This is a genomic window from Pseudomonas sp. 14P5.3.2, from assembly GCF_057799175.1.
Genome location: NZ_JBYOKU010000010.1, coordinates 155,588 through 176,008, shown reverse-complemented (window position 1 = coordinate 176,008; position 20,421 = coordinate 155,588). Strand labels below are relative to the sequence as shown.

General features: G+C 61.2%; 22 protein-coding genes. 13 read left to right on the top strand and 9 right to left on the bottom strand.

The features are described 5' to 3' along the window. The first annotated feature begins 22 nt into the window (after positions 1-22). Positions 23-757 carry a substrate-binding periplasmic protein gene (locus AC27VU_RS11130; RefSeq protein WP_103484192.1) on the top strand — a complete coding sequence of 245 codons (735 nt, stop codon included), beginning with the start codon at positions 23-25 and terminating at the stop codon, positions 755-757. A 132-nt stretch (positions 758-889) separates the two neighbouring features. On the opposite strand, the gene AC27VU_RS11125 is transcribed toward AC27VU_RS11130, so the two are convergent. Together AC27VU_RS11125 and AC27VU_RS11120 are read right to left on the bottom strand one after the other, a co-directional pair. Further along, positions 890-2,284, bottom strand: coding sequence for an FAD/NAD(P)-binding protein (locus tag AC27VU_RS11125; RefSeq protein ID WP_488724066.1), 1,395 nt, complete (start codon positions 2,282-2,284; stop codon positions 890-892). A gap of 1 nt (position 2,285) precedes the next feature. Continuing rightward, a complete protein-coding gene (locus AC27VU_RS11120) occupies positions 2,286-2,849 on the bottom strand; it encodes a helix-turn-helix domain-containing protein (protein WP_103522382.1) in 564 nt (187 codons plus the stop codon). An 85-nt stretch (positions 2,850-2,934) separates the two neighbouring features. Between AC27VU_RS11120 and AC27VU_RS11115 the strand changes: the two genes are divergently transcribed. The 7 genes from AC27VU_RS11115 (at position 2,935) to AC27VU_RS11085 (ending at position 10,174) form a co-directional block, all read left to right on the top strand. Further along, entirely contained in the window at positions 2,935-3,870 is a 936-nt protein-coding gene (locus AC27VU_RS11115) for a DMT family transporter (RefSeq protein WP_488724065.1), read from the top strand. Positions 3,871-4,116: 246 nt separating this feature from the next. Further along, positions 4,117-7,035, top strand: coding sequence for a monovalent cation/H+ antiporter subunit A (locus AC27VU_RS11110; protein WP_488724064.1), 2,919 nt, complete (start codon positions 4,117-4,119; stop codon positions 7,033-7,035). Continuing rightward, on the top strand, positions 7,035-7,379 hold the full coding sequence (locus tag AC27VU_RS11105) for a Na+/H+ antiporter subunit C (protein WP_003225953.1): 345 nt from the start codon (positions 7,035-7,037) through the stop codon (positions 7,377-7,379). Before AC27VU_RS11110 ends, AC27VU_RS11105 begins: the two co-directional genes overlap by 1 nt. Further along, positions 7,376-9,055: a monovalent cation/H+ antiporter subunit D gene (locus tag AC27VU_RS11100; protein ID WP_003225955.1), complete on the top strand. Its 1,680-nt coding sequence runs from the start codon at positions 7,376-7,378 to the stop codon at positions 9,053-9,055. The genes AC27VU_RS11105 and AC27VU_RS11100 overlap by 4 nt, the downstream gene beginning before the upstream one ends. After that, positions 9,052-9,540 carry a Na+/H+ antiporter subunit E gene (locus tag AC27VU_RS11095; protein ID WP_488724063.1) on the top strand — a complete coding sequence of 163 codons (489 nt, stop codon included), beginning with the start codon at positions 9,052-9,054 and terminating at the stop codon, positions 9,538-9,540. The genes AC27VU_RS11100 and AC27VU_RS11095 overlap by 4 nt, the downstream gene beginning before the upstream one ends. Then, complete coding sequence (locus AC27VU_RS11090) at positions 9,537-9,815, top strand: K+/H+ antiporter subunit F (protein WP_003225959.1); 279 nt, start codon at positions 9,537-9,539, stop codon at positions 9,813-9,815. Before AC27VU_RS11095 ends, AC27VU_RS11090 begins: the two co-directional genes overlap by 4 nt. Continuing rightward, positions 9,812-10,174, top strand: coding sequence for a Na+/H+ antiporter subunit G (locus AC27VU_RS11085; protein WP_003225960.1), 363 nt, complete (start codon positions 9,812-9,814; stop codon positions 10,172-10,174). Before AC27VU_RS11090 ends, AC27VU_RS11085 begins: the two co-directional genes overlap by 4 nt. 127 nt (positions 10,175-10,301) lie before the next feature. Here AC27VU_RS11085 and AC27VU_RS11080 read toward each other — a convergent pair whose 3' ends face one another. Continuing rightward, a complete protein-coding gene (locus tag AC27VU_RS11080; protein WP_003225962.1) occupies positions 10,302-10,742 on the bottom strand; it encodes a DUF3995 domain-containing protein in 441 nt (146 codons plus the stop codon). Between the two features lie 94 nt (positions 10,743-10,836). On the opposite strand from AC27VU_RS11080, the gene AC27VU_RS11075 reads away from it, so the two are divergent. Continuing rightward, complete coding sequence (locus AC27VU_RS11075; RefSeq protein ID WP_262142581.1) at positions 10,837-11,226, top strand: DUF2946 domain-containing protein; 390 nt, start codon at positions 10,837-10,839, stop codon at positions 11,224-11,226. Positions 11,227-11,318: 92 nt separating this feature from the next. After that, positions 11,319-13,451, top strand: a complete 2,133-nt coding sequence (locus AC27VU_RS11070; RefSeq protein WP_488724062.1) for a TonB-dependent receptor — start codon at positions 11,319-11,321, stop codon at positions 13,449-13,451. A 97-nt stretch (positions 13,452-13,548) separates the two neighbouring features. Here AC27VU_RS11070 and AC27VU_RS11065 read toward each other — a convergent pair whose 3' ends face one another. The 3 genes from AC27VU_RS11065 to AC27VU_RS11055 all read right to left on the bottom strand — a co-directional run bounded on the left by AC27VU_RS11065 (position 13,549) and on the right by AC27VU_RS11055 (position 15,349). Beyond that, a complete protein-coding gene (locus tag AC27VU_RS11065) occupies positions 13,549-14,565 on the bottom strand; it encodes an ABC transporter substrate-binding protein (protein WP_488724061.1) in 1,017 nt (338 codons plus the stop codon). A gap of 128 nt (positions 14,566-14,693) precedes the next feature. After that, positions 14,694-14,891 (bottom strand): hypothetical protein, encoded by a 198-nt coding sequence (locus AC27VU_RS11060; protein ID WP_103484200.1) that lies wholly within the window; start codon positions 14,889-14,891, stop codon positions 14,694-14,696. Between the two features lie 8 nt (positions 14,892-14,899). Beyond that, complete coding sequence (locus tag AC27VU_RS11055) at positions 14,900-15,349, bottom strand: hypothetical protein (RefSeq protein WP_051018090.1); 450 nt, start codon at positions 15,347-15,349, stop codon at positions 14,900-14,902. 424 nt (positions 15,350-15,773) lie between these two features. Here AC27VU_RS11055 and AC27VU_RS11050 point away from each other — a divergent pair, with 424 nt between their 5' ends. Further along, positions 15,774-16,049 (top strand): hypothetical protein, encoded by a 276-nt coding sequence (locus AC27VU_RS11050; protein ID WP_103520069.1) that lies wholly within the window; start codon positions 15,774-15,776, stop codon positions 16,047-16,049. 46 nt (positions 16,050-16,095) lie between these two features. After that, positions 16,096-16,332 carry a DUF2789 family protein gene (locus tag AC27VU_RS11045; RefSeq protein WP_003225976.1) on the top strand — a complete coding sequence of 79 codons (237 nt, stop codon included), beginning with the start codon at positions 16,096-16,098 and terminating at the stop codon, positions 16,330-16,332. A gap of 6 nt (positions 16,333-16,338) precedes the next feature. Here the strand turns inward: AC27VU_RS11045 and AC27VU_RS11040 are convergent, their stop codons facing one another. From AC27VU_RS11040 to AC27VU_RS11030, 3 genes are all read right to left on the bottom strand, one after another. Next, complete coding sequence (locus AC27VU_RS11040) at positions 16,339-16,539, bottom strand: hypothetical protein (protein WP_003225978.1); 201 nt, start codon at positions 16,537-16,539, stop codon at positions 16,339-16,341. A 112-nt stretch (positions 16,540-16,651) separates the two neighbouring features. Next, a complete protein-coding gene (locus AC27VU_RS11035; RefSeq protein ID WP_488724081.1) occupies positions 16,652-17,875 on the bottom strand; it encodes a methyl-accepting chemotaxis protein in 1,224 nt (407 codons plus the stop codon). Positions 17,876-18,481: 606 nt separating this feature from the next. Beyond that, entirely contained in the window at positions 18,482-18,886 is a 405-nt protein-coding gene (locus AC27VU_RS11030; protein WP_003225981.1) for a TraR/DksA family transcriptional regulator, read from the bottom strand. A 571-nt stretch (positions 18,887-19,457) separates the two neighbouring features. On the opposite strand from AC27VU_RS11030, the gene AC27VU_RS11025 reads away from it, so the two are divergent. Continuing rightward, complete coding sequence (locus AC27VU_RS11025; RefSeq protein WP_103520071.1) at positions 19,458-20,366, top strand: MurR/RpiR family transcriptional regulator; 909 nt, start codon at positions 19,458-19,460, stop codon at positions 20,364-20,366. Positions 20,367-20,421: the final 55 nt, after the last annotated feature.

The window sequence follows — 20,421 nt, the reverse complement described above, 5'->3', positions numbered from 1 at the left end:
ATCAATTTTTCAGGGACGATTCATGAAACGGATTGCCGCGTGTCTGCTGTCACTCCTGGCCCTGGCGGCCGATGCGGCCGATCTGCAACTGCTCACCGACAACCACCCGCCCCTGCATTTCCAGCAAGGCGATCAACTGGTGGGCTACGGCGTGGATGTGGTGCGCGCGCTGGCCGAACAGACCGGCGACCGGATCGATCTGCAACAAGTGCCGTTGCTGCGCGCCCTGCGCACCGCCAGCGAAACACCCAACACCGGCGTCTTCACCGTCCTGCGTACCGACGAGCGCGATGACCGCTATCAATGGGTCGGGCCGCTGATTGAAGTCGAAACCGCGCTGTATGCCCATGCCAACAACCAGCCGCCGGTAAAAACCCTGCAGCAGGCGGATCAGGCCGGTCGTATCAGCGTGCCGCGCAAATGGCTGATCTACAGCTACCTGCAACAGCAGAACCTGAAGAACCTCGACGGCGTCGAAACCCCGGAACAGATGATGCGGCTGTTCAGCCTTGGCCGAACCGATTTCGTGGTCTCCGACACACTCTCCACCGCCGCGCTGGCCCGCACCCAAGGCATGGAACCGGGACGCTTGCAGTATCAGATTCCGCTGATGAAACAGGACACCTACATTGCCTTTTCGCTGCAGACCGATCCGGGTCAGGTGCAACGCTGGCAGCAGGCACTGGAAACCTTGCGCGCCGATGGGCGAATGGAACAGATTCGCCAGCGCTGGCTGATGAATGCACTGCCGAGATGACTGAGCTGCCCCGTTCAACTGTAGGAGTGAGCCTGCTCGCGATAGCGTCAGCCCCTTCAGCAATGAGGTGACAGACCCACCGCTATCGCGATCAGGCTCACTCCTACAGGGATCTGTGCAGCCGGTCTGCTTTCATTCCACCAGCCGCGCCGCCAACGCCTTCGCCTGCAATGCCACATCCGTCACCGCCGTGCTCTCCCACCACATCCCGCGCAACGGTGGCCCCATCGCGAACAATCGGCTGCCGGCCTGCCCTTCAGCGTCCAGCACCGCACCGTCCACCGCCGCCGCAATCCCCAACGCCAACGGCCCTGGGCGCACCAGCCCGCGCGCCAGCAACTGCTGCGGCAGCGGTCGCGCGACGCGGCGCCAATCGTACTCGATGCCGCTGGAATTGATCAGCGCTGCCCCCTGTACCACACAGGTTTCCGCTTCGCACCGACGCCGAATCCGAATACTCACACCCTCGCCCGCCACCGGCTCAAGCCCCTTGAACGACGCCGCCTGAATCCGCAACCGCCCCTCGTTGTGCAAGCGCTCCACCAATGCCGCACTCAACGGCGGCGAACGGTGATGATGGCTCTCCCACCACGGCCGTACATGGCGTACGAATTGTCGACGCTGCACGTCAGTCGCCTGACTCCACAGCCGTCCGATGTGCGCCCGCACCGTGTCCAGCGGCGCCTGCCAATCGATGCCCTGAGCGATCGCCTCGCGGCAATGCCTGCGCAGCTCGCGCAACAACTGTCGCGGCGTGCGGATGCTCGGATCTTCAGCAAGAAAATCCACCCACGCCGGCGGTTGGCGCCGCACATGGGGCAACAGTCCATGACGGGAAAACACTTCGATCGGCCCGCGATGCCCGGCCTGCTCCAGCGAAACCACCGCATCGACCATGGTCAGGCCGGAGCCGATGATCAGCACGGTCGATTGCGGATCGAGCTGACGCATGGCCGCAACATCCCACGGATCAAGCGCAGCGGCGTTCAGGCCACTGGATTGTTTCTGCGGCGTGCGGGCGGCGGGGAACATGCCCGTGGCGAGCACGGCGTAGGTGCCGCACAACCGTCGCCCATTGCTCAAGCTCAGTTGCACCGAGTCGGCATCGGTTTGCACATCGACGGCTTCGGCGCAGATGTGCTCGACCGTCGAAGCGTGCTGCGCACCAACGACCCGCGCTTCGGCCAGACGCTGCTGCACATACATGCCAAACAATCCACGTGGCGGAAACAGCTCACTGATTGGCACATTCTGCTCGGCAGATTCCGGCCAGCCACCAGCAGCGATGTGCGCGGTCAGCCATTGAGTCAGATCATCGGGGTTGTCCGGGTCGACACTCATGCGCGCCGCATTGCCGTTGAGCGTATGCCCCAGTTCGACCGCGTTGTAAGCTTCACCGCGCCCGAGTTCAGCGCGTGGCTCAATGACCAGAATCTTGCGTTGCCCGGGCAGACGCAGCAATTGCACGGCCAGCATCGTACCGCTAAGGCCCCCGCCGATAATCAGGATGTCTGCGTTCTGATTCATTTCAAATCACCACATTGCGCACAAACCGCACCGCGACCGGTCCGTCATTGCGATAGCCGTGCGGCTGGTTGCTGGCAAACATGAAAAACTCACCGGCGGAAATGGTGTTGGCCACGTCGCCAACCGTTAACGTCAAGCAACCTTCGAACACGTAAATCTGTTCGCTCCAGCCATCGGCGTCTGGTTGCGAAGGATAAATCTCACCCGGTTGCAGGCACCATTCCCACTGCTCGACTTCACGGGTAGCGGTCGCCTTGGACAACAACACCGCTTTGCTGCCGGGAATCACTCCAGCCCACGCCACCTCGTTGATGCGGCTGGTATCGCGCGCGTCGGGGGCCTGGATCAGGTCGCTGAACGCTACGTCGAGCGCTTCGGCGACCCGGTCGAGGGTGGTCAGGCTGACATTCTTTTCCCCGGCCTCGATCGCCACCAGCATGCGCCGACTGACGCCGGACTTTTCCGCCAGCGCGGTCTGGCTCATGTCGGCAGCGTGGCGCAGGCGCCGGACGTTATGACTGACGTGTTGCAGGACGGACGCCCGTTGGCTGGAATCTTTGTGCACTATATTGCTCACTCGGTGGGGTTGGGCAGTATACTGCGCAACGTTGGGCGCATTGTGCGTCCTGCCTTTTATAGTGCGCAAGGTCATGACGTCAGTGAACGGTTCCTCCACCCCTCTCCGCTTCTCCCGCTTCAGCAAGGCCGAGTGCGTGCTGGTGCTGATCACCATGGTCTGGGGCGGCACGTTCCTGCTGGTGCAACACGCCATGACCGTCAGTGGCCCGATGTTCTTCGTCGGCCTGCGCTTTGCCGCTGCGGCCGCCATTGTCGCGCTGTTCTCCTGGCGTCACTTGCGTGAACTTACCCTGTTCGAGCTCAAGGCCGGCGCCTTCATCGGCGTGGCGATCATGCTCGGTTACGGCTTGCAGACGGTTGGCCTGCAAACGATCCCGAGCAGCCAGTCGGCATTCATCACCGCGCTGTACGTGCCCTTCGTGCCGTTGCTGCAATGGCTGGTGCTGGGCCGTCGTCCGGGGTTGATGCCAAGCATCGGCATCATGCTGGCGTTTACCGGGTTGATGCTGTTGTCCGGGCCGTCCGGCGCTTCGCTGAATTTCAGCCCCGGAGAAATCGCCACGCTGATCAGTGCCATCGCGATTGCCGCCGAGATCATTCTGATCAGCACCTACGCCGGTCAGGTCGACGTGCGCCGGGTGACCGTGGTGCAGCTGGCGGTGACCTCTGTCCTGTCGTTCCTGCTGGTGGTGCCGACCGGCGAAGCGCTTCCGGATTTTTCCTGGACCTTGCTGGTGACCGCGCTGGGCCTCGGCGCAGCGAGTGCGGCGATTCAGGTGGCGATGAACTGGGCGCAGAAGAGTGTTTCGCCGACCCGGGCAACCTTGATCTATGCCGGTGAGCCGGTGTGGGCCGGGATCGTCGGGCGGATTGCCGGGGAGCGCTTGCCGACGATTGCCTTGGTTGGCGCGGGGTTGATTGTCGCGGCGGTGATTGTCAGTGAGCTGAAGACCAAGGGTAAGGTTGACGAAGTAGACGCTGAGCTGGAGCGGGAAACCCAAGGCTGATCCGCAATATCTTCAGTGCCTGACCCATCGCTTTCGCGAGCAAGCCCGCTCCCACCTTGGAATGTATTTCAAATGTGGGAGCGGGCTTGCTCGCGGAAGGGCCATCAGCGCCAACATCCACGTCCCTGAAACAATGCCAAACAGAAAATTCCAGACTACTTTGTAGGATTCTGAGACATCCTCGAGTTTGGTAATCAGGGAGCTGGCACGTATGATGCTTCACAAACTTCCGCAGATTAGAAGCCTATGTCCCTGATAGTTCTACTGCTTCTGCCATTCATTGGCAGCTGTCTGGCAGCGGTGCTGCCACACAACGCGCGTAATACCGAATCCCTGTTGGCAGGTCTGGTCGCTTTGATCGGCACCGTGCAGGTCGCGCTGTTGTACCCGCAAATCGCCCACGGCGGGGTGATTCGCGAAGAGTTCATGTGGCTGCCCAGCCTGGGTCTGAACTTCGTCCTGCGCATGGACGGCTTCGCCTGGCTGTTCTCGCTGCTGGTGCTGGGCATCGGCGCACTGGTCTCTTTATATGCGCGTTATTACATGTCGCCGGACGACCCGGTGCCGCGCTTCTTCGCCTTTTTCCTGGCGTTCATGGGTGCGATGCTCGGGCTGGTGATCTCCGGCAACCTGATCCAGATCGTGTTCTTCTGGGAGCTGACCAGCCTCTTCTCATTCCTGTTGATCGGCTACTGGCACCACCGCTCTGACGCCCGGCGTGGCGCCTATATGGCGCTGATGGTCACCGGTGCGGGAGGATTGTGCCTGCTGGCGGGGGTCATGATCCTCGGCCATGTCGTCGGCAGCTATGACCTGGACAAGGTCCTGGCCGCCGGCGATCAGATTCGCGCACATGCCCTCTATCCTGTTCTGCTTCCCCTCATCCTCATCGGCGCCCTCAGCAAAAGCGCCCAGTTCCCTTTCCACTTCTGGCTGCCGCACGCCATGGCGGCGCCCACCCCGGTTTCGGCTTATCTGCACTCGGCGACCATGGTCAAGGCCGGAGTGTTCCTGCTCGCGCGCCTGTGGCCGTCGCTGTCCGGCAGTGAAGAGTGGTTCTACATCGTCAGCGGCGCCGGGGCGTGTACGCTGTTGCTCGGCGCGTATTGCGCGATGTTCCAGAACGACCTCAAGGGTCTGCTGGCCTACTCGACCATCAGCCATCTGGGCCTGATCACCTTGCTGCTGGGTCTGAACAGCCCACTGGCGGCGGTCGCGGCGGTGTTCCACATCCTCAATCACGCGACCTTCAAGGCTTCGCTGTTCATGGCCGCCGGGATCATCGACCACGAGAGCGGCACCCGTGACATCCGCAAACTCAGCGGCCTGATCAAACTGATTCCGTTCACCGCCACGTTGGCGATGGTTGCCAGTGCGTCGATGGCTGGCGTGCCGTTGCTCAACGGTTTCCTGTCGAAAGAAATGTTCTTCGCCGAAACCGTGTTCATCAACGCCACCGCGTGGGTCGAAGCAACACTGCCGATCGTCGCGACCATCGCCGGTACGTTCAGCGTCGCCTACTCGCTGCGCTTTACCGTCGATGTGTTCTTCGGCCCGACGGCTACCGACCTGCCGCACACCCCGCACGAACCGCCGCGCTGGATGCGTGCGCCGGTGGAGCTGCTGGTGTTCACCTGTCTGGTCGTCGGGATCTTCCCGGCGCAAGTGGTCGGCCCGCTGCTCGCGGCCGCCGCGCTGCCGGTGGTGGGCGGCACGTTGCCCGAGTACAGCCTGGCGATCTGGCACGGTCTGAATGCACCGATGATCATGAGTCTGATCGCCATGTCCGGCGGCATCGTGGTCTATCTGCTGTTGCGCAACCAGCTCAAGCGTGGCCGCTTCAAATACCCGCCGCTGGTGGGCCGCTTCAACGGCAAGCGTTTGTTCGAGCGCAGTCTGGTGATCATGATGCGCATGGCCCGTCGGGTGGAACGCCGACTCGGCACCCGGCGCCTGCAGATGCAACTGTTCCTGATGGTCCTGGCGGCAGTGCTCGCCGGCCTGATCCCGATGTTGCACAGCAGCCTGAGCTGGGGCGACCGGCCGAAGATTCCGGGCTCCATCGTGTTCGTCACCCTGTGGCTGCTGGCGATTGCCTGCGCCCTCGGCGCGGCATGGCAGGCCAAGTATCACCGTCTCGCCGCCCTGACCATGGTCAGCGTCTGCGGGCTGATGACCTGCGTGACCTTCGTCTGGTTCTCGGCGCCGGATCTGGCCCTGACGCAACTGGCGGTCGAAGTGGTGACCACGGTGCTGATCCTGCTCGGCCTGCGCTGGCTGCCACGACGCATCGAGGAAGTCTCGCCACTGCCATCGAGCCTGCGCAAGGCCCGGGTGCGCCGCTTGCGCGACTTGCTGCTGTCGATTGCGGTCGGCGCCGGCATGGCACTGCTGTCCTACGCCATGCTGACGCGGCAGACGCCCAACGACATTTCCTCGTTTTACCTCAGCCGTGCCATGCCCGAGGGCGGTGGCAGCAACGTGGTCAACGTGATGCTGGTGGACTTCCGTGGCTTCGACACCCTCGGTGAAATCACCGTGCTGGTGGCCGTGGCACTGACCGTGTTCGCCCTGCTACGCCGCTTCCGCCCGCCGAAAGAAAGCCTGCAATTGCCGGCCCAGCAACGCTTGCTCGCGCCGGACGTGGTCACCGATCTGGTCAACCCGCGTACAGCCAGCGACACCGCGCTCGGTTTCATGATGGTGCCGGCAGTGCTGGTGCGCCTGTTGCTGCCGATTGCGCTGGTGGTGTCGTTCTACCTGTTCATGCGCGGCCACAACCAGCCGGGCGGCGGTTTCGTCGCCGGATTGGTGATGTCAGTGGCGTTCATCCTGCAGTACATGGTCGCTGGCACCCAGTGGGTCGAGGCGCAAATGAGCCTGCGACCGCTGCGCTGGATGGGCACCGGCCTGCTGTTTGCCACCGCCACCGGTCTCGGGGCGATGGCGGTCGGCTATCCGTTCCTGACCACCCACACCTGGCATTTCGCCTTGCCGCTGCTGGGCGAGATCCATATCGCCAGTGCGCTGTTCTTCGATATCGGCGTGTACGCCGTAGTGGTCGGCTCGACGCTGCTGATTCTGACCGCGCTCGCCCACCAATCGGTGCGTGGTCACAAGACCGCGTCGCTGCCCAAGTCCGTCGCCAGCAAAGGAGCCGTCTGATGGAAGAAGTCATCGCAATCGCCATCGGCGTACTCGCCGCGTCCGGTGTCTGGCTGGTGTTGCGGCCACGGACATTCCAGGTGGTCATGGGCCTGTGCCTGTTGTCCTACGCGGTCAACCTGTTCATCTTCAGCATGGGCAGCCTGTTCATCGGTAAAGAGCCGGTGATCAAGGACGGCGTGACCCAGGACCTGCTGCACTACACCGATCCGCTGCCACAGGCCTTGGTGCTGACGGCAATCGTCATCAGCTTCGCCATGACCGCGCTGTTCCTGGTGGTGTTGCTGGCGTCGCGGGGCCTGACCGGCACCGACCACGTCGACGGCCGGGAGCCCAAGGAATGATGGCGATGACTCACCTGATCGCCGCACCGATCCTGCTGCCGCTGCTGACCGCCGCCATCATGTTGATGCTCGGCGAAAAGCACCGCCCGCTGAAGGCGAAAATCAATCTGTTCTCCAGCCTCGTCGGCCTGTTCATTTCGGTGATGCTGCTGCAGTGGACGCAAACCACCGGTGTGCCCGGTTCCATCGGCGTGTACCTGCCGGGCAACTGGCAGGCGCCGTTCGGCATCGTGCTGGTGGTCGATCGCCTGTCGGCGTTGATGCTGGTGCTGACCGGCATCATCGGCGTCAGCGCCCTGCTGTTTGCCATGGCGCGCTGGGACGGCGCGGGGTCGAGCTTCCACGCGCTGTTCCAGATTCAACTGATGGGCCTGTACGGCGCGTTCCTCACCGCCGACCTGTTCAACCTGTTCGTGTTCTTCGAAGTGCTGCTCGCCGCCTCCTATGGCCTGTTGCTGCACGGCTCGGGTCGGGCGCGGGTGTCGTCGGGGCTGCATTACATCTCGATCAACCTGCTGGCCTCGTCGCTGTTCCTGATTGGCGCGGCGCTGATCTATGGCGTCACCGGCACCCTGAACATGGCCGATCTGGCGCTGAAGATTCCACTGGTGCCGGAAGCCGACCGTGGCTTGCTGCACGCCGGCGCGGGGATTCTCGCCGTGGCGTTCCTGGCCAAGGCCGGCATGTGGCCGCTGAACTTCTGGCTGGTGCCGGCCTACTCCTCGGCGAGCGCACCGGTGGCGGCGATGTTCGCGATCATGACCAAGGTCGGCGTCTACACCCTGCTGCGCCTGTGGACGCTGCTGTTCTCCGGGCAAGCCGGGGCTTCGGCATTCTTCGGTGGTGACTGGCTGATCTACGGCGGCATGGCGACCATGGCCTGCGCGGCGCTGGCGATTCTGGCCGCGCAACGTCTGGAGCGCATGGCCAGCCTGAGCATTCTGGTGTCGGCGGGGATTCTCCTGTCGGCGGTAGGTTTCGCCCAGCCGAACCTGATCGGCGCAGCGCTGTTCTATCTGGTCAGCTCGACCCTGGCCCTGAGCGCACTGTTCCTGTTGGCCGAACTGATTGAGCGTTCGCGTTCGGCCAACGAAATCCCGCTGGAGGACGAAAACGAGTTGTTGCCACGTCCGCAGGAATCCTTGCAACCGCCCAAAGGCATCAACCTCGACGACGAACAGAAAGCGGTGGTCGGTCAGGTCATTCCGTGGACCATGGCGTTTCTCGGTTTGAGCTTCATAGCCTGCGCGCTGTTGATCATCGGCATGCCGCCGCTGTCCGGGTTCATCGGCAAGCTCAACCTGATCGGTGCTCTGCTCAATCCGTTGGGGCTGGGGACTGATGCTCCAATCTCGAATGCCGCATGGGCGTTGCTGGCGCTGCTGATCCTCTCTGGACTGGCCTCACTGATGGCATTCGCCCGTATGGGTATCCAGCGTTTCTGGACACCCGAAGAGCGCCCTTCGCCGCTGCTGCGCAAGCTTGAATGTGCGCCGATCTTCCTGTTGCTGGGGCTGAGCATTGCACTGACCTTCAAGGCCGAGCCATTGCTGCGCTACACCCAGGCCACCGCCGACGCCTTGAACAATCCGCAGCAATACGTGATGGCGGTGCTCGGCACTCGCGCCGTGCCAAGCCCTGAAGCCAAGGCGGCGATGCTGGAGGTGCAACCATGAAGCGTGTATTTCCCGCGCCGTGGCTGTCACTGGCACTGTGGGCCTTGTGGCTCACGCTGAACCTGTCTGTCAGCCCGGGCAATCTGCTGCTCGGTGCAATACTGGGGTTCGCGGCACCGCTGATGATGCGCAAGCTGCGTCCGAAACAGGTACGCATTCGCCGCCCGCTGACGATCCTGCGCCTGTTCCTGCTGGTCGGTCGTGACGTGATCCTCTCCAACCTGATCGTCGCCTGGGGCGTGCTCAACGCCGGTCGCCGGCCGCCGCGTTCGCGCTTCGTCAAAGTGCCGCTGGACCTGCGCGACGCCCACGGTCTGGCCACTCTGGCGATGATCTGCACCGTGGTGCCCGGCACCGTGTGGTCGGAGCTGGCGCTGGATCGCAGCATCCTGCTGCTGCACGTTTGGGATCTGGATGACGAGGCGCACTTCATCCACCACTTCAAGACTGCCTACGAGCAGCCGTTGATGGAGATTTTCGAATGAGCCCGCTGCTGTCGAACGCGATTCTGCTGACGCTGTTTCTATTCTCGCTGGCGATGGTCCTGACCTTGATTCGCCTGTTCAAGGGGCCTTCGGCACAGGATCGGGTACTCGCTCTGGATTACCTGTACATCGTCGCCATGCTGATGATGCTGACGTTGGGCATTCGTTATTCCAGTGACACTTACTTCGAGGCGGCGCTGCTGATCGCGCTGTTCGGCTTCGTCGGCTCGTTTGCCCTGGCGAAATTCCTGCTGCGTGGCGAGGTGATCGAATGAATGCTGAATTGTCGCTGTGGGTCGAGATTCCGGTGGCGATCCTGCTGGTGCTCAGCGGGGTGTTTGCGCTGATTGGTGCGACCGGATTGCTGCGCATGAAGGATTACTTCCAGCGCATGCACCCGCCGGCGCTGGCCTCGACGCTGGGCGCCTGGTGTGTGGCGCTGGCATCGATCATCTGCTTCTCGGTGCTCAAGTCCGGGCCAGTGCTGCACGCGTGGCTGATTCCGATTCTGCTGGCGATTACCGTACCGGTGACCACGCTGCTGCTGGCGCGGGCGGCATTGTTCCGCAAGCGCATGGCCGGGGATGATGTGCCGGCTGAGGTGAGTAGTCGCAGGACCGATAGTGGTAGTTAGTTTCTACACCTATGGTGTCTGAGCGGGCCTCTTCGCGAGCAAGCCCGCTCCCACATTTGGAATGCATTTCCCCTGTGGGAGCGGGCTTGCTCGCGAAGAGGCCGGTACTGCCAACCCATGAACCGGGTCAGATCCAAGCCACCGCCAGCAACCCCGCCCCCAACACCAGGCACAATGGCGAATACACCCAGGTATCCAGCCGCGCAAACCGCGAACCCTTCACCTCTTTGAAGAACCCCACCAGATTCGAATCGCCGATCGCCCGGGCAAACATCAACAATGCAATCGCACTGATCACCCATTGCAACGCCTTGTGGTGCACCGCCGGCATGCCCCAGCCGACCCGCATGCACACCAGCGCGGCAATCGCCAATAATGCTGCCGCCACCACCAAGGTAATCCAGCCTGACGGTTTGAACGCCGGTCGCACCGTTGCCACCAGACCTTGCACCGGCACTTGCGGTACCGCCGCCACCGCCGCCCATTGTCCACCCAGCGCCCAATACACATGTACCAGGGCGATCACTGCAAATATCGTCACCAGCCATTGAGCCAACACAAAGGTCATGGTCGAGAATCCTTTCCAGGGATTTGAACAAAACATCCTAGTTGGCATTTTTTGAAGTGCACGACCGATCGGCGGTACGGTAAAGTGCCGCCCCATGAAATTCACCCGTTCCGATCGCTCACTGCTGGCCTGGATGCTCTATTGCTGCGTCCTGTTCAACGTGTTCGCCTGCAGCATCGGTCACGGGCAAATGGTCGGGATGCAGCTCAACGGTATCGGCGGCCAGTTCTGTGCGGTCGACCCGGCCACTCAAGCGCCGCTGGCCAGCAATCCCACCGAAGAGCAACTGCCGACCCTGTCCAAGGCGTTCGGCTGTCCGCTGTGCTCGGTCGGCGGCGGCATGGGCCCGGCATTCAACTCCAGCCTGACCCTCGCGGTTCTGCCCGAGCAACACAGCCCGCCGCTGGCACCCATCGTCAGCGCCGACCTCCCTGCCCGCTTCACCTGGCCTTCAGCCAACCCTCGCGCCCCACCGCTCGCCTGAGTGTCTTCGCCCTTTTGATTGTTCAGCCCACTGCGCCAACGCGCGGCGTTCGCCTGTGCGCTGACTCCTAGACAAGCATTCAGGATTCAACGATGAAACATATTCCTCTGCTGGCGAGCCTGTGCGGCTGCCTGTCCCTTAACGCCTGGGCGCAATCCACCGTGGACCTGGCGCCGATCACCATCGACGGCGAATCCACCAGCGAACCGGGCCTGAGCCTCGATCAATCCAGCGGCATGGCCTCGCGCCTCGGCCTCAGCGTGCGCGACACGCCGGCCTCGGTGGCCGTCGCCAACCGCAACGACATCGAACGTCACGGCGCGCAAAACTTCCAGGACGCCGCCAACACCCTGCCCGGGGTCAATGCCAGCGCACCGCCAGGCTTCGGCGGATTCGTCTCCTATCGCGGTTTCACCAGCAGCCAGATCACCCAGATGTTCAATGGCGTCACCGTCTCCGGTGGCCTCGCCCGGCCGGTAGATTCGTGGATCTATGATCGGGTCGAGCTGGTGGGCGGGCCTTCGTCACTGATCAACGGCGCCGGCTCGGTCGGCGGCTCACTGAACTACGTGACCAAACTGGCAACTCGCGACGAAAAAGCCGCTGAAGGTCGCGTCAGCTACGGCAGTTACGACACCACCGAAACCGCGCTCGGCCTCAATCACGCGCTGACCGACCCGAGCGCCGACGTGCAGCACTACGCGCGGCTCGATGTCAGCCACAACACCAGCAACGGCTACATCGACCGCCAGGAACGCGATGCCTGGAGCGTGGCGTTTTCGTTGCTCAGCGACCTCACGCCGGATCTGTCGCACACCCTGGCCCTGGAATATCAGGACGAACACGAAAACAGCCCCTACTGGGGCACGCCGGTGCTCAACCCCAAGGCCGGCGAGTTGAAGATCGACAAACACAACCGCTTCAACAACTACAACGTCGAGGACGGGCGCTACGAACAGCGCACGATCTGGGTGCGCTCGATCATCGACTACCGGATCAACGACAGCACCACCCTGCGCAACACGCTGTATCACCTCGACAGTCAGCGCGATTACCGCAACCTCGAAACCTATCAGTACAACGCTGACAACAGCGCGGTGAACCGCTCCACCGCCTATCAAGTTCGGCATCAGGGCGAGCAGAACGGCAACCAGTTCGAACTGCGCCACGACAACACCCTGTTCGGCCTCGACACCACCTGGTCCGGCGGTTTCGAGTACAAGGTCAACCAGACCACCAACTCTCCGCTGAATATCAAAGGCGCGAGCACGGTCGATCCGAACAACTACCGTCCGGGGCATTTCTACGACATTCCCGGCACCAACCCGGCACTGATCAGCGACAAGACCAACGAGGTCACCACCAAAGCGCTGTTCGTGGAAAACCGTCTGGCACTGACCGACAAACTGGCGTTGCTCAGCGGCCTGCGTTACGACGACATCGACCTCGACGTGACCAACCATCGCACCGTGACGGCCGCCAATCCGAAGCACCTCAAACGCAGTTGGGAGCCGGTCACCGGGCGCGTCGGCCTGACTTACCAATTCATCCCGTCGGCCAACGTCTACGTGCAATACAGCACCGCCGCCGAGCAGCCGAACGGTACTCAAGACTTCGATGTTTCAACGGGCAAACAGTGGGAAATCGGCAGCAAGTTCGACTACCTGAATGGCCGTGGTTCGGCGACGGTGGCCGCGTACACCATCGAGCGCAAAGACTTCGCCGTGACCGATCCGCTGGACCCGACCAGCAGCATCCCGGTGGGTCAGCAAACCTCGAAAGGCATCGAGATCGCCAGTTCCCTGCGGATCACCGACAAGCTGTTGGCCGAAGGCAACTTCGCCTGGGTCGATGCGCAGTACGACGACTTCACCGAAAAGAATGCCGCCGGCGTAGTGGTGTCGCGCAAGGGCAACACGCCGACCAACGTTCCGGATCGGGTAGGCAATCTGTGGCTGACCTATGATTTTTCGCCGCAATGGCAAGGTGGGGTCGATGCACGGTATGTGGCGTCGGTGTATGCGGATACGGCGAACACCATGACCGTGCCGTCGTACACGCTGTTCGGCAGTTTCCTCAGCTATAAGGTCGACTCGCACACCACCGTCACCGGTCGGGTGCGTAACCTGACCAATGAGGTGTATGCCGAGTTTGCGCATGTTTCGCCGGCGTACTATCTGGGTACGCCGCGCACCTTTGAATTGGCGGTACAGACGAAGTTTTAAAAACGTAAAAGCTTCGCGAGCAAGCCCGCTCCCACAATTGGAACGCGTCTTCCTGTGGGAGCGGGCTTGCTCGCGAAGAGGCCAGCGGACTCGTCACCTACTTCAGATCAGCCGCCACCTTCTCCGCCACATCCTTCGGCACCCACGCCTGCCACACCTCCGGATGCGCCTTCATGAACGCTTCCGCCGCCTGGCGTGGCGCGGTGTGCTTCTCGCTCATCTCGGCCAGCGCCTTGTTCAGCGGTTCGATAGGTAAATCCACCTTGCTGAAGAAAGCCGCGATCTGCGGATACTCTTTCTGGAACGGTGCAGACACCCCGATCGACAGCTTCGACGCCAGCGAACGGGTCGGTTTCGGATTCGGGTTGTCGGCATCGGTCAACGTCTTCCACGCCTCGGCATCGAACGGTGGCTCCTCCAGCTGCACCAGTTTGAATTTGCCCAGCAGCGGCGTTGGCGACCAGTAATAGAACAGCACCGGTTTGCCCCGACGAATCGATGAGGTGATTTCGGCGTCCAGCGCCGCACCCGATCCGCTGCGGAAATTGGTGTAGTCATCCTGCAGGCCGTAAGCGGTCAGCTTCTGTTTGTTCACCACTTCCGAGGTCCAGCCGATCGGGCTGTTGAGGAAACGCCCTTTGCTCGGGTTCTCGGGATCAGCGAACACGTCCTTGTATTTCTTCAGGTCATTGACACTGCGCAAGTCCGGGGCCATGGGCTTGATGCCCTTGGCCGGATCGCCCTTGATCACGTATTCCGGCACCCACCAGCCTTCAGTGGCACCCTTGACCGTATCCCCCAGGCTGGCGACCTTGCCCTCGGCTTCGGCCTTGACCCACACCGGACTGCGCCCGGCCCACTCTTCGCCAATGACCTGAATGTCATTGTTGGCCAGGGCGGTTTCCAGGGTGATGGTGGTGCCCGGCAGCGTATCGGTCGGCAGGCCATAGCCCTTCTCGACGATGATCCGCAGAACATCGGTGATCAGGCTGCCGCTTTCCCAGTTCATGTCGGCAAAATGGATGGGCGTCTGCGCCGCCGTCACCGGTTGCGCCAATGCCAGCACACCGAACGAGACCACGCTGGCGGCCAGTAACCGTCGAAATCCTTTCATGCTTTTGCACCTCGTGCTGTTCTCAGCAATAGCAGGATGGCCTGGCAGAAGACCGCAAGCCTCTGAATACTCAGTCAACTGACTGTAGCCGAGGTTCCTGCTTTTTCCGGGACCGGTTCCCGACGAGGTTACGTTTCAGACTTTTCCTGCAAGCTTTGCAGCTCGCGTCTGACCATGCTGGCGTATTCCGCAGGCCGCAAGGTGTAGATCTGCGCTGCCACCCAGTTCAGCCACGCGCCCTGCAACTCGGCTTTGGCGTGAAACAGCCGCAAGGCCTCTTCACGCGCGCGATCGAGGTTCTGCGAATGGAAGTCGGCACGACTCACACCACCGCTCACTCGCTGGCCTTGAACGTGATCAGTTCGCCCTTGCGCCACTTCGCCGCTTTACCGGTCACGGCTTTCAGGGTCTTGGTCAGGCCTTCCTGCAATTGCTGATGCGCGGCAAACACCGTCACCACGCTATGGCCTTCCTTGAACAGGATCGCGTGACCGTCCGCGGTATCGACAAAGGCATAGTCGCCCAGGCCATACACCGTCAGTTTGATTTCGCGAAAGCGAATATCCATCTTGCCGCCTTCACGGCTGGGCAGAACGGCAGCGCTGAAATGATCGCCGACCTTGAGCTTGAGCCCCGGTTTGTCATCGACTACCAACGCACTTTCGGTGTCGATCTCGGCCACATAAATGCCTTCGGCGTTCTGTTCGGTGATGTAAACAAAACGCGATTGAAACTGCTTGACCAGCTTTGCACGCAAATCACCCAACACGAACAAAGCATGCATATCGAGGTTACTGACTGCCAAAGAAACATCCCCACATCTGAAAAGTACCCTGCGCCAAAACGCGCACGGCAAAAAAAAACGGCCAGGCCGATGCTGTTACCGAATGACTTCAGTAAACCTGAAACAAGCAGAACGCCCATTCATCGCGAGTTCGCAAGACTACTGGAAAGTCACGCGAGAAACTTGGCTCGACGTTCGCCAGGCCTTGAAGGAAAAGTCCTCACTTAAGCGTAGTGAAGACGGACTACAAACTTTAGGGAAAAAGCTGACGAAAAAAAGCCTTTTTCCGACATATCACCGGTAAAAAATTGCTTTAGATAGACACCTGTCGCCAACAGGCACTGGCGATTCTAGAGCAGCGATGCTCCTTCCGACTACCCAAACCGACCTGTAACCGTCGGCTACCCCATGAAAAGGACTTCATATGTGCACTCTGACTCACTTTGCCCAGCCTTCCAACCCCGGCATCGATCAACCTTTCGTGCTGCAAGGCGCTGACTTACCGGACCTTGCACCCTACGCACAAAGCGCTTACGCGCCGCGATTTCAGGTAGTACCGGCGGGTAACGCGTTCTTTCATATCAAGGAATCGTCTACCGGACGTGTAAGAGGTTTCCGCGAAGACCATAACGAAGCGTGCGCCCTCGCCCGCTCGCTTGAATCACGAATCGAACTCTTGTCCAACGGCTGCCTCAGATAAAGAGCAAGCGACAGCGCCATTCCGGCACACGCAAAAGGAGTACACGATGGAACTGCCAGCATATGATCTGAAAACCCTGTTCGACCAACTGGGCCTGCCATCGGAAGACGGAGCAATCGACGATTTCATCGAAGCGCATCCGCTGGACGCCAACACCAAGTTGATCGATGCTGACTTCTGGACGCCGCAACAGGCGCAGCTTCTGAAGGAATGGCTGCGCGCCGACGGCGAAGAAGCGGTGATGGTCGATGAATTGAACGTACGCCTGCACGACGGCCGTTAATACATGTCAGTGCAGGCTGTCGCCAGGCTCGGCCATCAGTTGCGCGAGCCAGGCAGCCTTGCACTCCTCCGCCTCGTCGCGACTGGCGAACGCGGTGCCACGCCGCTCACCGTTGAGCAACACCACCCAGCAGACGCTGCGGCCCATCGCGCGCAATCCGGCGGGCACACCACTGCCAATCATCACTGCGACATCGACTCTGCACATACTGACCTCTCGACTTCATTAGCTACCTAATTAATAGCAATGGTAGTGACTTCGTTGCAGAGGAAACAGCAACGCCCGTGCACAGATTCATTGCACGAGCGGTAACAATCGATCAGCGCGGACTCTCCGGCTTATATCCCAGGCGCAGACCGCCCCAATGCCGCCCCTTGACCATGATCGGCACCGACAGGTCATGCATCAGCTCCCCGGTATCACGGGTGTAAGTCTGCAGCAACACCGCTTGTTGATGGCTGCCGCAGCGAATCCCGGTGCGATCGGCGAACTTGCGTTTGGTGCGGTTGCCCACCGCGTCCACCTGCGCGTCGCCAGTCAACGGCTGACTGAACGCCAGGTTGTGCGTCGGCACATAACCCTGCTGCGTGCAGGCGATGGCGAACACCAAGCCCTCGTGGCGTGGCAGCAACGGCTCCTGAATCGCCGGCAGCACCTGATCGGTATAGCGATCAAAACGAGTCTGAAACTTCGCCGGTTGCGGGCCGGGAATCGGCTGATACTGACGGTCGAACAGATCATCGAGGCTGATCCGCCCCTGATCGACGTCCGCCTCGAACCGCGCCGCAATCTGACTCGCGCCCTCACGCGCCAGGTCATAGACGCGCTGGTGATAGTCATCCAGACCAACTTCGGCCAGACGCTCGCTGATGGTTTCCGCCTGGCCTTCCATCTGTACGGCGGCCTCGGCCAGGCGCCGGGTCTGTTGATCGCTGATCGCCAGATCACTGCGCATCTGCTCAATGGCCTTGAACAGACTGTCGAGCTGCTCACGGTTGGTTTCTGCGCCACGGGCGATTTCACCGACCTGGGTTTCCACCCCGGCCGCCAGCCGCGCGATGTTTTCCAAATGCTGGCCGGTGTTTTCAACTTGTTCGACACCGGTCTGCAGATCGCTGGACAGCTCGCGGATCTGCTCCACCACTTGCGCCGTGCGTTGCTGAATATCGGCGACCATCTCCCCGACTTCGCCGGTCGCCGAGGCCGTCCGGGCCGCCAGACCACGCACCTCATCCGCCACCACTGCGAAACCACGACCATGCTCGCCAGCCCGCGCCGCTTCGATCGCCGCGTTCAACGCCAGCAGATTGGTCTGGCTGGCGATGGATTGAATCACCAGGGTTACGCGTTGAATGTCATCGCTGCGCAGACTCAGGGCCTCGATCAACTCACGGCTGGCATTGGCGCGTTGACTGAGTTGATGCATACGCGCAATCGAATCCACCAGCTCGGTGCGCCCGGCTGCGCTGCTGTGATGCGCTTCGCTGGCAGCCTCCAGCGCTTCACGGCTGAGCTGTGAGGTGGCGTGTTCGGTGGCGATCATCACTTCGGCGTTGCTGACAATCTGCGCCGCCGCGTCGAGTTGCGATTCCAGTTTGCTCGCCAGTTGCTTGACGGAAAACGCCACGCCGGCGGCTGACAGCGCGTTATGACTGGTGGTGTGGGAAAGATCGCGGGTGAGTTCGGAAATCGCGCTACCGGTCTCGGCAGGCACAACATCGGGAATGGCACGCGAGCGCAGGCGCGGCAGCCAAACAATCAGCATCGCCAGCGGCATGCCGATGTACAGCGACCATCCACCCAGCGTCATGCCGGCGAGCAACAGCATCAGGGCGATGCTTTGCAGGGTCGGAGCGATCCAGCGGTTTTTCGGCAACAGCACTGGTGCGGGCATAGCCCCAACCAGAGATCCATCTCTCGTCATATCAACACCCCACGCTTGTTCTCATTGTTGTGACTGCATTAAACGCCACTAGAACGCCATTATCCATGGTCCGTTAGTCGTGGGGTCTGCAGCAGGTCAAAGGAACGGCGCGCGAAATATCGCAGACGAAAAAATGCAAAGATCGCAGCCCCGTCAGCTCGTGGAGGAGCTGCCGAAGGCTGCGATCTTTTGCAGGCGCCCCCGATTCAGGGGGCAGCCATGGAATCAGGCCTGACGCTGGTGCTTGTCGATCTGCTCGTGACGCTCTTGAGCTTCGATGCAGTACTTGGTGGTCGGGCTGATCAGCAGGCGCTTCAGGCCGATGGCCTCGCCGCTGTCGTCGCACCAGCCAAAACTGTCTTCCTTGATGCGCTCAAGGGCTTGTTCCAGTTGCGGCAGCATGCGCTGGTCGCGATCGATCGCGTTGACCAGCCAGGTGCGCTCTTCTTCAACCGAAGCCGCGTCCGCCGGGTCGGCCGGAGTGTCCAGGCTTTCGATGGCGATACGGTTTTGCTCAATGCGCTCGTGGGTTTCGACTTTCATGTTCTGCAACAGCTCAGTGAAGAAAGCGTGTTGCTCGGCATTCATGTAGTCATCTGCCGGCATCGCCAGCAACTTGTCCTTTGTCATTGATATCTCTATAAAAAAACGTGCATTAAGGCGAAATAGGGAGCGTTCCGGCGAACCGTGTCCGGTCGACGAAAAGGCATCGTTTATTGCAAACGCCACCCGGCACTCAATTTACGAAGGGGCGGCAGTCTAAGGCCCGTTTGAGGCCTCAGCAACTGTAAATACCGGGAATTTGTCCGACAACAGCCGTAAACAGCTCTGACACAGGCTTCGTGGCGGTCATCGGAGTGCGTTTATAGCAAGAAATTCAGTCGAGCGGCTGTATATAGAAGACAAACGGCTAACCGAGCGGCAGTTGGTCGCATTTTTTTCAGCCATGCCGCCCGCGCAGTGCATCGTTTCAGCTGCGCAGGTGCCGAAGATCTCCCCTGCCAACTGTCCGCACCCCGCCTATCATCAGGCACACCGCAAATAACTGTGGCGAGGGAGCTCGTCGAATCGTCGCACCGTCCCGCTGGGGCGCGAAGCGGCCCTTGCTCTTCAACTTTAAAAAGCAGTGGGCCTGCTTCGCAGTCCAGCGGGAGCAAGCTCCCTCGCCACAGTGTGATTTGATCAGCCCGAAGGATAACTTATGCCCCGCCCCGATCTGCCGGCCAACGACGAGCGCCCTCTCGCCAGCCCCCCGATCAATGCCGAGCGTCTGCTGCAACTGATCACCGACGAATACGACACCCTGCCGCGCCAACTCAAGCGCATCGCCACCTACATGAGCCAGCAAAGCGACCGGATCATGGTCGATCGCATCAGCGACATTGCGCGGGAATGCGAAGTGCATCCGTCCGCCATCGTGCGCTTCTCGCAGCGCTTCGGCTTCAGCGGCTTCAGCCAAATGCAGGCGCTGTTCCGCAGCGCCTACACCCATAAAGCCTCGCCAGTGCAGAACTACCAGCAACGCATCCGCAGCATGATCGCCAACCAGTCGCAGCCGGCCAGCGACGGCGACCTCGCCCGCGAATGCATCGACGCCACCCGCTCCGGCATCGAACGCCTGGGCCGCGAACTCGACGACGTCGCGTTCGAGAAAGCCGTCGACCTGATCGTCAACGCCGACAACATCTATGTCGTCGGCGTGCGCCGCTCCTTCGCCGTCGCCGACTACCTCGTTTACAACTTGCAACACACTCACAAACGAATTCACCTGGTTTCCGGGCTGGGCGGCAGCTATCGCGAGCAGATGCGTAGCGTGCGTAGCGGTGATTTGGTCATCGCCATCAGCTTCACCCCCTACGCCAAGGAAACCCAACACTGCCTGCGCTACGCCCGCCAGCAACAGGCCAACACCCTGATCCTCACCGACAGCCAGCTCTCGCCTTTGGCTAAAAACGCCAACAGCCTGTTGCTGGTGAATGAGGGCAGCGCACTAGCGTTCCGTTCGCTGAGTGCGACCTTGTGTTTGTGTCAGGCGCTGTTTGTGGCGGTGGCGTATCGGCTGGAATTGAATGTGGATGAGATTCACGAACAAGCCGGTTTTGACGACTGACATTTACCTCAGGCTCGGCTAGGTTATGCCTTCCCACCGGTTCGACTTGAAGGAA